The sequence below is a fragment of the Leifsonia sp. McL0627 genome (assembly GCF_058244615.1).
Genome location: NZ_JBZCGM010000002.1, coordinates 1,219,972 through 1,232,799 on the forward strand (window position 1 = coordinate 1,219,972; position 12,828 = coordinate 1,232,799).

General features: G+C 68.8%; 9 protein-coding genes. 7 read left to right on the forward strand and 2 right to left on the reverse strand.

All coding sequences use genetic code 11. From position 1 onward, the window contains the following. Positions 1–142: 142 nt before the first annotated feature. The gene (locus AC37TH_RS06480) at positions 143–1,933 is read left to right on the forward strand and encodes a cell wall-binding repeat-containing protein (protein ID WP_490763517.1); all 1,791 of its coding nucleotides are present in this window, start codon (positions 143–145) and stop codon (positions 1,931–1,933) included. 71 nt (positions 1,934–2,004) lie between these two features. Continuing rightward, positions 2,005–2,646: an NADPH-dependent F420 reductase gene (locus AC37TH_RS06485; protein WP_490763518.1), complete on the forward strand. Its 642-nt coding sequence runs from the start codon at positions 2,005–2,007 to the stop codon at positions 2,644–2,646. A 20-nt stretch (positions 2,647–2,666) separates the two neighbouring features. Here the strand turns inward: AC37TH_RS06485 and AC37TH_RS06490 are convergent, their stop codons facing one another. After that, positions 2,667–4,538 (reverse strand): alkyl/aryl-sulfatase, encoded by a 1,872-nt coding sequence (locus tag AC37TH_RS06490; RefSeq protein WP_490763519.1) that lies wholly within the window; start codon positions 4,536–4,538, stop codon positions 2,667–2,669. A 138-nt stretch (positions 4,539–4,676) separates the two neighbouring features. Between AC37TH_RS06490 and AC37TH_RS06495 the strand changes: the two genes are divergently transcribed. Together AC37TH_RS06495 and AC37TH_RS06500 are read left to right on the forward strand one after the other, a co-directional pair. Beyond that, entirely contained in the window at positions 4,677–6,092 is a 1,416-nt protein-coding gene (locus AC37TH_RS06495; RefSeq protein ID WP_490763520.1) for an ATP-binding protein, read from the forward strand. A 50-nt stretch (positions 6,093–6,142) separates the two neighbouring features. Further along, on the forward strand, positions 6,143–7,312 hold the full coding sequence (locus AC37TH_RS06500) for a hypothetical protein (RefSeq protein ID WP_490763521.1): 1,170 nt from the start codon (positions 6,143–6,145) through the stop codon (positions 7,310–7,312). Between the two features lie 46 nt (positions 7,313–7,358). On the opposite strand, the gene AC37TH_RS06505 is transcribed toward AC37TH_RS06500, so the two are convergent. Further along, a complete protein-coding gene (locus AC37TH_RS06505; RefSeq protein WP_490763522.1) occupies positions 7,359–9,398 on the reverse strand; it encodes a beta-galactosidase in 2,040 nt (679 codons plus the stop codon). Between the two features lie 138 nt (positions 9,399–9,536). Between AC37TH_RS06505 and AC37TH_RS06510 the strand changes: the two genes are divergently transcribed. The 3 genes from AC37TH_RS06510 (at position 9,537) to AC37TH_RS06520 (ending at position 12,806) form a co-directional block, all read left to right on the forward strand. Then, positions 9,537–10,838 (forward strand): ABC transporter substrate-binding protein, encoded by a 1,302-nt coding sequence (locus AC37TH_RS06510; RefSeq protein ID WP_490763523.1) that lies wholly within the window; start codon positions 9,537–9,539, stop codon positions 10,836–10,838. A 68-nt stretch (positions 10,839–10,906) separates the two neighbouring features. Further along, complete coding sequence (locus AC37TH_RS06515) at positions 10,907–11,875, forward strand: carbohydrate ABC transporter permease (RefSeq protein WP_490763524.1); 969 nt, start codon at positions 10,907–10,909, stop codon at positions 11,873–11,875. Between the two features lies 1 nt (position 11,876). Further along, positions 11,877–12,806 carry a carbohydrate ABC transporter permease gene (locus AC37TH_RS06520; protein ID WP_490763525.1) on the forward strand — a complete coding sequence of 310 codons (930 nt, stop codon included), beginning with the start codon at positions 11,877–11,879 and terminating at the stop codon, positions 12,804–12,806. Positions 12,807–12,828: the final 22 nt, after the last annotated feature.

Consider the following 12,828-nt stretch of genomic DNA (forward strand, 5'->3'; position numbering starts at 1 on the left):
GGGGGAGACGCTGGCGGACACAGCACGGAGCCTAGCGGGTGCGCCCCACCCCGCACTGGGGTCGTGTGAGCGTCAGCGGCTGTCGATAGCGTGTGGCGTACCCGAACCGAGTCTGTACGACTCCACACCCGAAAGAAGCTCCGTGAGACGCTCGATCCTCGCGGTGGCCGCGCTTGCCCTTGCCGCCTCCGTCTTCGTCGTCGCCCAGCCGGCGACCGCCGCCTCCGCGAACGGCTCGACCGTTCTCGCCGGACTCACGACCGCCTCACCGGTGCAGACCACGACGTACCAGCGCAGTCTGTTCCCCACCTGGGTCGACACCGACCGTGACGGCTGCAACACCCGTGCAGAGGTCTTGCAGGCTCAGACGACCGTGCCGGTCACATACACGACGGCCACCGGATGCACGGTCGCGACCGGCACGTGGAACTCCTGGTACGACGCGCAGACCTGGACGCTCGCCTCCGACGTCGACATCGACCACCTCGTCCCCCTCAAGGAGGCCTGGATCTCCGGCGCCTGGGCGTGGACCACCCAGCAGCGGCAGGACTACGCGAACGACCTGAGCATCCCATACGCGCTGCAGGCGGTGACGGACAACGTCAACCAGTCCAAGAGCGACAGCGACCCCGCCGCCTGGATGCCTCCGTCGGCGGCCGCCGCCTGCCAGTACGCGCAGGACTGGGTCCTCGTGAAGTACAAGTGGAAGCTTGCGGTGGACGCGACCGAGCGGGCAAAGCTGAACTCGCTGTTCTCGACGGGCGGGTGCGGTGCTCAGCCGCTCGTTCTGCCCGCCCAGGCGACGACGACCAGCGGAGCTACTGCCACCGTGGAGCGCCTCGCAGGTTCCGACAGGTTCGCGACGGCGGTCGCCATCTCGAAGAGCGGGTATCCCGGCGGAGCAGCCGTGGCGTACCTGGCGACGGGGACGAACTACGCCGACGCGCTGTCGGCCGCACCCGCTGCCGCCGTTCAGGGCGGACCGCTGCTGCTGACGACGCCGGGCGGCCTTCCGGCCGGGGTGGCGTCCGAACTCGCCAGACTCGCGCCGCAGCGCATCGTGATCGTCGGAGGAACGTCCGTCGTGTCGACGGCGGTGGAGCGGCAGGCTCGCAGCTATGCGTCGCAGGTGGAGCGGATCGCCGGCGCCGACCGGTTCGCAACCTCCCGGGCTGTCAGCCTGGCCGCCTTCCCGACCGCCGCGACCGCGTTCGTGGCGACGGGACGTAACTTCCCCGACGCCCTGTCCGCTGCTGCAGCGGCTGGAGCATCCGGGTCCCCTGTCGTCCTCGTCGACGGCGCTGCCGGCGCTGCGGACGGCGCGACCACCACGTTGCTGCGTGGAATGGGCGTCGGCTCGATCGTCATCGCCGGTGGCGCGAGCGCGGTGAGCGCAGGGATCGCATCCACGCTGGCGTCAGTGGCACCGGTCACCCGGCTCTCCGGTGGCGACCGTTACGAGACGTCGAACGCGATCAACAAGAACCGGTTCGCCGCCGCATCCCGGGTGTACTTCGCGACAGGCAGCACGTTCGCCGACGCACTCGCCGGGGCGGCGCTCGCCGGACGCAACGGCTCGCCCCTGTTCGTGGTGCCGTCCGGGTGTCTACCCCCGACGACGGCGGCGACGATCTCGGCGTACGGAACGGTGAGCACGGTGCTGCTCGGCGGGCCCAACGCGCTGAGCAACGCTGTAGGGCAGGGCGCGATCTGTGCGCCTCCCGCGCCACCGGCTCCTCCGGCTCCTCCCGTGCCGCCGGCTCCGCCCGCACCGCCCGCCAACCCCGGAGACAGCGTCAACTGCTCGAACTTCGCAACGTGGGCAGACGCGAACGCCTGGTACCAGCGCTACTTCCCGTACTACGGCGACGTCGCGAAGCTCGACGCTGACCACGACGGCATCGTCTGCGAGAGCCTGCCCGGCGCGCCCTGAGCGGGCGCTGAGAGAAAGCGCAGATTCTCGGCGCGACGGAATTCCGCTCCGCAGCCCACGTTGTACGCGGCATGACCAACGTAGGAATCATCGGTGCGGGCCACATCGGCTCCGCCCTCGCACGCACGTTCATCGAGCACGGCTACACCGTCACCATCGCCAACTCGCGCGGACCGGAGACGCTCTCCGGGCTCGTCGCCGACCTCGGGCCGTCCGCGACGGCGGCGACGGCGGCAGAGGCGGGAGCGGCCGGGGACTTCGTGGTGGTCACGGTGCCGCTCCGCGCGATCGGGGACATCCCTGTCGAGCCGCTCGCCGGCAAGATCGTCATCGACACGAACAACTACTACTTCGAGCGCGACGGTCACATCGCCGAGCTCGACGACGGCACGGCGACCGTCAGCGGGCTGCTGCAGGCGCACCTGCCGGAGTCCAGGGTCGCCAAGGGCTTCAACCACATCGGGGCCGGGGACATTCAGACCACCGGCGCCCCGGCAGGCACCGCCGACCGCCGCGCGCTCGCGACCGCGAGCGACCACGACGACGCCGCCGCTCTCGTCACGGCGATCTACGACGAGTTCGGCTATGACGCCGTGAACATCGGCCCGCTCTCCGAGAGCTGGCGCGTCGAGCGCGACCGCCCGGCCTACGTCGTGCGCCAGAACCGCGCCGAGCTCGAGGCGAACCTCGCCCGAGCCCCGCGCACCATCTAGCCCGAACCTCCGGGCTGAGGCTACGGGGTGACGATGTTGAAGTCTGGGTCGCCGGAGGAGAGCACACCGAGCAGCGCGGTGAGCGCCGTGGCGTCGCCGCCGACCTCGATGCCGGGGGAGGTGGCGTCGCCCGCGAGGACACCGGTCAGCCTCGCCTTCGTCAGCGTGAGGGTGGCGCCCGCGCTGTCGTCGGCCGGGCGCACCCGGTAGATGAGCACGCCGTTCCTCAGCGTGACCCGGTAGTTCCTGTCGAGGTCGGTGAGCGTGATGTCCAGGACAAGGTCGAGGTCCCACGCCTTCGGGCCGTCCACCGACAGTGCGATGGAGTCGAAGAGCTGCTCGGCGCTCAGCTGGGCGACGATCGCCGGCGCCGCCGTCTCCGTCGGCGTGCCGAAGTTGCCCTCGCGCAACTCGGTCGCACCGGAGAGGAAGAAGTTGCGCCACGTCCCGTTCTCGGCGCCGTACGCCAGCTGTTCGAGGGTGTCGGCATACAGCGCGCGTGCTGCGGCGTGCTCGGCGTCGGTGAACACGGCGTGGTCGAGCAGCGTCGCCGCCCAGCGGAAGTCGCCGGCGTCGAACGCTTCCTGCGCGAGCGTGACGACGCGGTCGACACCGCCGAGCGCCTCCACGTAGCGTTTCGCCTGCTCGACGGGGGGATGCGGCCACAGCCTCGCGGGGTTGCCGTCGAACCAGCCCATGTAGCGCTGGTAGATCGCCTTCACGTTGTGGCTGACCGAGCCGTAGTACCCGTGCGTGTTCCACGCTTTCTCCAGCGCGGGCGGCAGCTGAATCGCCTCGGCGATCTCCGCTCCGGTGAGGCCGTGGTTGAGCATCCGGAGCGTCTGGTCGTGCAGGTAGGCGTAGAGGTCGCGCTGGGTGGCCAGGAACCCGGCGACGTTCTCGGTGCCCCAGGTCGGCCAGTGGTGCGAGGCGAAAGCCACGTCGGTGCGTTCGCCGAAGGTGTCGATCGCCTCGGTGAGGTAGGTGGACCAGACATGCGGGTCGCGCACCAGCGCCCCGCGCAGCGTCAGCAGGTTGTGCAGGTTGTGGGTCGCGTTCTCCGCCATGCACAGCGCGCGGCGCTGCGGGAAGTAGAAGTGCATCTCGGAGGGCGCCTCGGTGCCCGGCGCCATCTGGAACTCGATGTCGACGCCGTCGACCGTGTGCTTCTCGCCGGTCTCCGAGATGTACAGCGTCGGCACGATCAGCCCCACCTCGCCGGTGGAGGTCGTCTGGCCGAGTCCGGCGCCGACCTGTCCCTGCGGGCCGCGGTCGAGCGCCGCACCGTACATATAGCCCGCGCGGCGGGACATCGCGGTTCCGGCGTAGACGTTCTCCGCGACTGCGTGCTCCACGAACCCTTCCGGCGCGATCACCTGGATGCGACCGGCCTCGACATCCTCGACGGAGGCGACTCCGAACACCCCGCCGAAGTGGTCCACATGGCTGTGCGTGTAGATGACCGCCACCACGGGCCGGTCCCCCCGATGCTCCCGGTACAGCCCGAGCGCGGCGGCCGCCGTCTCGGTGGAGATCAAAGGGTCGATCACGATCACGCCGGTGTCGCCCTCGACGAACGTGATGTTCGAGAGGTCGAGGCCGCGCACCTGGTAGATGCCGTCCGTCACCTCGAACAACCCCTGCCGGGCGACCAGCTTCGACTGCCGCCACAGGCTCGGGTTGACGCTTGCCGGCGCCTCCCCGGTGAGGAACCCGTAGCTGTCCGCATCCCAGACGACGCGCCCGTCGGCGGCCTTCACCACTCCCGGTTTCAGCGCAGCGACGAATCCGCGGTCGGCGTCGGCGAAGTCGGCCGTGTCAGCGAACGGCAACGAGTCGCGCAGGGCGTTGTTGGCCGTTTCGATGGCGGTGGTCGGTGGCTTCTGGTCCATAACGCGCTCCCCTTCGACAACTGCCCCCGTCCGAGGACAGACCCGTACACCGACGACTATGCCTCGTGCAGCGTCCCGCGTCGAGATGGCAAATTCCGCCCCTTGCCGCAGGTGGATGCGCGGTCATAGCCTCGACTCGTGAGCACAGCGCCAGAAGGTGTCGCCACGTCCCTCGATGGACGTCAGTTCCGTTTCCGCAGTCCGGTGGGCACGCCGTTCGTGCCCGGCGGGTTCGTGACCCTCCGCGACGGCGGTGCTGTCGGCGAGGGCGGAGGAAACGAGCAGCTCGGTCAGGTCGACGACCTCGACTTCGACGGCAAGGACCAGCTCGCCGGAACCGGCAAGCTGCTGGGCGAACGCAGAGAGGACGGCACATTCGACACCGGTTCGACGCATCCGTTCCCCTGGGCGACCATCGACACCGCGGACGACACGGCCGTCGAACTCGTCTTCCAGGCCGCGCGGGCGACCCTCGACATCGGCTCGCTGATCGGGGTCGACGACGTGCGGGCGCGCCTCCTCGTGCACCGGTTCAACCGCCACACCTTCTGGTGCGGCCAGAGCGGCTCCGGCAAGACGTACGCGCTCGGCGTGCTGCTCGAACAGCTCCTGGTCGAGACGGCGCTGCCGATGGTGATCTTCGACCCGAACGGCGACTTCGTGCGCCTCCGCGAACTGCGCACCGCCGTCGACACCGACGCGGAGCGGGCGCTCGACGCGAAAGACATCCGGGTGCTGCGTCCTGGCGACGCCGAGCATCCACTGCTGGCGAAGTTCATCGACTTCCCGATGAGGTCAAAGGCGGCGGTGCTGCGGCTCGACCCGATCGAGGACCGCGCAGAGTACAACGCGCTCGTCCACCTCGACGTGCGGATGGAGGCACAGCACCCGGACGGGATCGTCCCCGCACTGCTCGCCTCCGGGGACGCGGCCTCCGAGCAGCTCGCCCGTCGTATCGAGAACCTGCGCCTCATCGACTGGGAGGTCTGGGCGGGGGGCAGGGGCGCGGTGACCGACGTGCTCGACACCCGGCCGGATGCGACCGTGCTGGATCTGGGCGGTTTCGCCTATGCGGACGAGCACCTGGTGATCGCGCTCGCCGTGCTCGACGACCTTTGGGCCAAGCGCGAGTCCCGCCGCCCGCTGCTGATCGTCATCGACGAGGCGCACAACCTCTGCTCACCGGACGACGACCGTCCGCTGCAGCGCGCCGTCCGGGAGCGGATCATCCAGATCGCGGCGGAGGGCCGCAAGTTCGGGCTGTGGCTGCTGCTGTCGACGCAGCGGCCGTCGAAGGTTCATCCGAACATCGTTTCGCAGTGCGACAACCTGGCCCTGATGCGCATGAGCTCGCCGCTCGACCTCGCCGAACTCGGCACGATCTTCGGATTCGCGCCCCCGTCGCTGCTCGCCCACGCGCCCAGCTTCCGGCAGGGCGAAGCGCTGATCGCGGGCGGCTTCACCCCGGCCCCGATGCTCGTGAAGGTGCGCGACAGGCTCACCGAGGAGGGCGGGGCGGACGTGCACGTTCCGCTCCGGACGGCGACGCGCTAGGTTCGGAGCCAGCGAGAGCCGGCACGAGCCGACCGAGCGAGAGGGGACCCGTGTCGACCCAGGAGCCATTGTCCGTTCAGGAGCCGGCAGCCGTTCGCGAGCCGTCGTCCGCGACACCGTCCCCGCATCGCCCCTCCGGCATCGCCCGCGTGCTGCGCCGGCCTGTCGGGACCGTGGAGTCCGTCGAGTCGTCCGCGCTGCTCATCGGCGCCACCGTCTTCGTCATCGGCGGGGTCGTCGCCCTGTTCGTGTTCTGGAACAGGGACCTCCCGATCTCCGGCCGCGGCTCGATCGGCGAGTTCGCCGCGATCGGCGGAGCGGTGACGGCCGCCGTCGTGTTCGCGCTCGGCCGCATCCTGCTCGGCGCCCGTCCGCCACGGGATGGGGGTGCCCACCCGCCCCTCCACCTCGCGGCGTTCGACGTGGTCGCGCTCGCCGTCGCGGTGGGCTTGATCGCGCTGCTCGGCTGGACCGCGATCTCGGACGTCGTCGAACGCAGCTTCCTCGGCGCCGTCGTGTTCACCATCCCCGGCGCGGTGCTGGCGGGCGTCGCGCTCGCGCTCACCGCCTACGTCGTCTTCCTGACCGCCGTGCAGCTCACGTCGATGCTGCTCTCGCTGGTGCTCGCAGTCTTCCTGGTGGTCGGCATCTTCACGAGCATGCTCAGCTCGTCCGATCCGCTTTGGTGGCAGAAGAACCTGTCCGCTCTCGGGATGACCGACGACCTGTCTGCGCTCGCGTTCAACCTGACACTGATCGCGGGCGGCGCGATCGTCGTCATCATCGCGCGCGTCGCGACGGCGGGCGTTCCGACCCCGGACCATGCCTCCCGTCGAGGACGCGACCTGGTGCGCTGGGCGTTCGTGCTGATCGGGGTGTTCCTCGGCTGCGTGGGAGTCTTCCCCGTCGATCGGTTCTTCGTGATCCACAACAGCGTGGCCACCGGGATGACCGTGGTGTTCGCCGCCCTGGTGATCGGGCTGCACCGGTGGATCCCTGCGATGCCGCGGGTGTTCATCCTGCTCGGCTACCTGTTCGTGGCCGTCGTCGTGGTCCTCGCCGTGTTCTTCGCGGTCGGCTACTACAACCTCACGGCCGTCGAGCTGGTGGCCGCCATCCTCATCTTCAGCTGGATCATCGTCTTCCTCCGCAACACGTCCGCCCTCCAGCCCTCCTCCAGCGACGACGGAAGCAATCGAGCCCTGCCTTCCTCCCCTTAAAACACGTTCCTAGCGGGAGAAAGCCGGGGCTCGATGGCTGCGGGGGCTAGGAGGAGAGGGAGACGACGCGCGGGGAACGCGCGGGGACGGTGAGCGAGCCGGCGACGGGGGCTCCGGTGAGGAGTTCGCGTCCGGTGGCGGGAACCGTGAGGTCCGCGTCGGTGTGGTTGAGGTACACGCGGTAGCGGGCGGCGCCCGCCGTCCGCTCGACGACCTCCAGGCCGTGCGGCGTCCTCGGCACGTCGATGCCGGCCTCGGTGAGCACGCGGGCGACGAGCGTGCGCAGCGTCTCGGGGTCCGGCCGCGTCGACACATACCAGCCGACACCCGAGCCGAACACGTTGCGCGTCACAGCGGGCTCGCCCTCCGCACGCCCGTCGGCGAAGCGCGTGACCGGTAAGGCGGTGCCCAGCTGGAGGTCGTCCGCCCACACCGTCGCGGTGCCTCCGGTGTCGAGGGACGCCGTCTCGCCGGAGCGGAACGGCAGCAGTTCCTCGATGGTCAGCCCGAGCGGTTCGCGCAGCGGGCCAGGGAACCCACCAGGATGCACGGCGTCGAACTCGTCGACCAGCCCGCTCCCGAACGACACCAGCAGGTGCCCTCCGCCGCGCACATACTCGGTCAGCGCCCGGCCGCCGCGCGACGTCACCGCATACAGGCTGGGCGCGATCAGCACCTCGTACCCCGACAGGTCCGCCTCCGGATGCACGAAGTCGACGGTCACCCCGAGCTGCCAGAGTGCGGTGTAGTACGCCTCGATCCGCTCGCGGTGCCGGAGGTCGACAGACGGCCGCCACTCGAGGTCTTGAGCCCAGAACGACTCCCAGTCCCAGAGGATCGCGACCCGCGCATCCACCGTGCTGCCGCGCAGTTCGGCCAGCGCGGCCAGGTCGTCGCCGAGCGCCGTCACCTCGCGCCAGACCCGGGAGTCCGTCCCGGCGTGCGGCAGCATCGCCGAGTGGAACTTCTCCGCCCCCGATCTGGATGCGCGGAACTGGAAGAACATGATCGCGTCCGCGCCGCGCGCAAAGTGGCTCAGGCTGTTCAGCGCGAGCTCGCCGGAACGCTTGGCCAGGTTGCGCGGTTGCCAGTTGACGGCAGAGGTGGAGTGCTCCATGAGCATCCACGGGCGCCCGCCGGCCAGGGAGCGGGTGAGGTCGGCATCCAATGCCAGCAGGATGTGGCTGTCCTCCCGTTCGGCAGTGAGGTAGTGGTCGTTGGAGACGACGTCGACCTCCCGTGCCCATTTCCAGTAGTCCATCGACGGGCAGCTGGATGCCATGAAGTTGGTCGTCACGGCGAGCTGCGGCGTGTGCGCCCGGATGATGTCGCGCTCGGCGACGAAGCATTCCAGCAGCGAGTCAGAGGTGAAGCGTGCGAAGTCGAGGCGCTGGGCCGGATTGGTGACGGTCGCGGCCAAGCGCGGGGCGTCGATCTCCGACCAGTCTTGGTATCGCTGGCCCCAGAAGGCGGTGCCCCAGGCGGAGTTCAGGGCGTCGATCGTGCCGTAGCGGCCCGCGAGCCAGCGCCGGAACGCGGCGACGGAGTGCTCATCGTACGACTCGCTCACTGGGGCGCCGTACTCGTTGTGCACGTGCCACATCGCGAGCGCGGGATGCTCGGCGTAGCGGCGGGCGAGCTGCTCCGTGACGGCGGCGGCCGCCCTGCGGTAGTGCGGTGAACTGGGCGATGCCATCCCGCGCGACCCGAAGCCGAGGGGGACGCCGTCGCGGGTGACCGGCCGGGAGTCGGGGTACTTCGCCCAGAACCAGGCGGGCGGTGAGGCTGTTGGGGTGCCGAGGTCGACGTCGATGCCCGCCCCGGACAGAAGGTCGAGGATTTCGTCGAGCTGCGCGAAGTCGTACTCGCCCTCGCGCGGTTCGAGGAGACCCCAGTTGAAGATGCCGACGCTGACCAGGTTCACCCGCGCCTGCTTCATCAGCTCGATGTCTTCGAGCCAGGTTTCGCGGGCCCACTGCTCCGGGTTGTAGTCGCCTCCGTAGCGGAGGTCGGCGGTTCCCCGCGGCCAGCCGAGACGGGCGTCCTGTGGGTTCGGGGCGGTGGTGGGCTGTGGTGACAGCGACATTGCTTCTCCTTACTGTGTGCGCTCCCAGGTATAGCACACCTGAATACTCCCGGATGTTATGCCCTGAATGAATTGACAAGGCGCAAACCCGTGTGCGTTACTGTAACCGCTCACAGCCGTACTCAACGAGGAGAGATCTTGCGCACATCACTGAGGGTCGGCGCTGTCGCCCTGGCAGCAGCCCTGGCCTTGACCACAGCAGCCTGCAGTTCCAGCGGAGGCGGAGCTGACAACTCCGGACCCGTCAAGCTCACGTACTGGGCCTGGGCGCCCAACATGGACAAGGTGGCCGCAATCTGGAACAAGTCCCACCCGGACATCCAGATCACCGTCAACAAGCAGGACGGCGGAGACGCCGCCGTCACCAAGCTCCTCACCGCCATCAAGGCAGGCAGCGGGGCACCGGACATCATGCAGGCCGAGTACCAGAAGATCCCCACCCTGGTCTCCTCGGACGCCATCGTCGATCTCAAAGACCAGGGCGCGGCGGATCTCAAGAAGGAGTTCACTGACGGCACCTGGAACGCCGTCACCCTCGGCGGCCAGTCCATCTACGCCGTTCCGCAGGATTCCGGCCCGATGATGTTCTACTACCGCAAGGACATCTTCGATCAGTACGGCCTCAGTGCTCCGAAAACCTGGGACGAATACGCCCAGGATGCGCGCACCATCCACCAGGCCGATCCCACGAAGTTCCTGGGCACGTTCTCCTCCGGCGACCCCGGCTGGTTCGCCGGCCTCTCGCAGCAGGCCGGCGCATCCTGGTGGGGCATCGACGGCAAGTCGTGGAGCGTCGATATCGACTCCTCCGCCACCAAGAAGGTCGCCGACTACTGGGGCGGCCTCGTCAAGGACGGCGTCATCGACAACAAACCCATGTACACCCCCGCCTGGAACACCGCTCTGAACGACGGAACGCAGGTCGGCTGGGTCAGTTCAGTCTGGGGCCCCGGCGTGCTGGAGGGCAACGCGGCGGACACCAAGGGCAAGTGGGCCGCGGCGCCGCTGCCCAACTGGGATGCGTCGAAGCCGTCGAACGGCAACTGGGGCGGATCGTCCACCGCAGTCACCGCGCAGTCGAAGCACCCGAAGCAGGCGCTGGAGTTCATCACCTGGCTGAACACCGACCCGGAGGCAGTCAAGGCGCTCGCCCAGGTCGCGAACATCTACCCGGCCGACGTCAACTCGTCCGCGGCTCTCAGCACGCCTCCGGCCTTCTTCGCCGATCAGTCCGACTTCTGGTCGATCGCCGCGCAGTCGTCGAAAGTCGTCTCGTCGTTCACCTACGGCCCGAACGTCAACGTCGCGTACAGCGCGTACACCGACGCATTCGCCAAGGCGGCCGAGTCCAAGGACCCGGCGCAGTTCGAGTCCGCGCTGACCACGATGCAGTCCACGACCAAGGACGACCTGGTCAAGTCGGGGTTCTCCGTCAAATGAGCCGGCGGCGGACGGGAGGGCACGGCGCCCTCCCGTCCGCCTGACGCTCGCCCAGCAAAGGACTCCCTGTGGCCACCACCAGCATCACCCGCCCCGCCCGTCCGGCCGGCCCGGACCGCACCCGCATCACCCGCACCCGCGTCAAACGCGTCGCCATCCCGTATGCGATGCTCACCCCCGCCATCGTCCTGTTCGCCCTGTTCATGGCCGCCCCCATCCTGTACACGGTGGTGATGTCGTTCCAGACGGTCAAGGTCGAGGGTCTCGGGCTCGGTTCCGGCAGCAAGAAGCTGCAGTTCGCCTGGCTCGACAACTACGTGGATGCGGTCACCGACCCCGAGTTCCTGGCCAGCGTCCTCCGCGTGCTCCTCTACGGCGCCATCCTCATCCCGGTGATGCTCGGGCTCGCCCTCGTCTTCGCCCTCCTGCTCGACTCGCGCCGCTCGCGGGCGGTGCGGTTCAGCAGGGTCTCGATCTTCCTGCCGTACGCGGTGCCCGCCGTGATCAGCTCTCTGCTGTGGGGCTTCCTCTACCTGCCGTCGGTGAGCCCGTTCGCCTACATGCTCAAAGCCGTCGGCATCGCCCCGCCAGACATCCTGAGCTCCGGCCTCGTCATCTTCGCCGTCGCGAACATCGCGCTCTGGGGCGGGGTCGGATTCAACATGATCGTCATCTACACGGCGCTCCGCGCCATCCCCAGCGACATCTACGAAGCCGCCCGCATCGACGGCGCGTCCGAGGTGCAGATCGCGTGGCGAATCAAGGTGCCGATCGTGCTGCCGTCGCTCATCATGACCGGATTGTTCTCGATCATCGCGACCCTGCAGGTGTTCGCGGAGCCGACCACCCTCAAGCCGCTGACCAACTCGATCTCGTCGAGCTGGACCCCGCTGATGAAGGTGTACCGCGACGCGTTCATCCGTGGAGACATCTACTCCGCGGCGGCGACCAGCGTGCTGATCGCGCTCGGCACGTTCGCCCTCTCATTCATTTTCCTGCGGGTCGTCCAGCGACGCGCCTTCGGTCAGGAGGACTGACATGACCGCCACCATCACATCGCAGGACGTCCCGTCGCTCGAACCTCGCGAGCGCGGCGGCAGCGGCACCGGCCGAGGCCGCGGCCGCGATCGCAGCCCCGCCGAGCGCCCGAGCGCCTTCGGCACCGCCGTGCTGCTGCTCGGCGCCGTGTACTGCCTGCTGCCCGTCCTCTGGGTGATCACCGCCTCCACCAAAGACGGCTCTGAGCTGTTCTCGACGTTCACCTTCGCGCCGAGCTCGCACCTCTGGGACAACATCGTCGCTCTCACCCAGTACCGCGACGGCCTGTTCTGGCGCTGGATGGTCAACACGGCCCTCTACGCCGGCGTCGGCGCGCTCGTCTCCAGCTACATCTCCGCCCTCAGCGGGTACGTGCTGGCGAAGTTCGACTTCCCCGGCAAGGGCAAGGTGTTCGCGATCCTGCTGATGGGCGTGCTCGTGCCCGGCGTGATCCTCGCCATCCCGCAGTACTTCCTACTGGCGCAGATCGGCCTGACCAACACGTACTGGTCGGTGCTGCTCCCACAGCTGATCAGCCCGTACGGCATCTACCTCGCCCGCATCTACGCCGCAGCAGCAGTGCCGACGGATGTGGTCGAGGCCGCCCGCACGGAGGGCGCGGGGGAGATGCGCATCTTCACCCGCATCGCGCTGCCGATGATGGCGCCGGGGCTGGTCACGATCTTCCTGTTCCAGTTCGTGGCCATCTGGAACAACTTCATGCTGCCGTACATCATGCTCGGCAACGACCAGCTCTTCCCGATCACTGTCGGCCTCTCCGGGCTGCTCAACCAGGGCGCGACCGTGCCTGCGCTGTACACGCTCGTCATCACCGGTGCGCTGTTGTCGATCATCCCGCTGGTGATCCTGTTCCTGCTGCTGCAGCGGTTCTGGAGGGTCGACCTCGCAGCGGGCGCCGTGAAGGCCTGAGCAGGTCGCGCATCCCTAGAAT

Bases quoted from the DNA above. Each gene is read 5' to 3' on its own strand.
- AC37TH_RS06505 (WP_490763522.1), bottom strand. From the start codon at position 9,398: ATGTCGCTGTCACCACAGCCCACCACCGCCCCGAACCCACAGGACGCC.
- AC37TH_RS06520 (WP_490763525.1), top strand. From the start codon at position 11,877: ATGACCGCCACCATCACATCGCAGGACGTCCCGTCGCTCGAACCTCGC.
- AC37TH_RS06490 (WP_490763519.1), bottom strand. From the start codon at position 4,538: ATGGACCAGAAGCCACCGACCACCGCCATCGAAACGGCCAACAACGCC.
- AC37TH_RS06485 (WP_490763518.1), top strand. From the start codon at position 2,005: ATGACCAACGTAGGAATCATCGGTGCGGGCCACATCGGCTCCGCCCTC.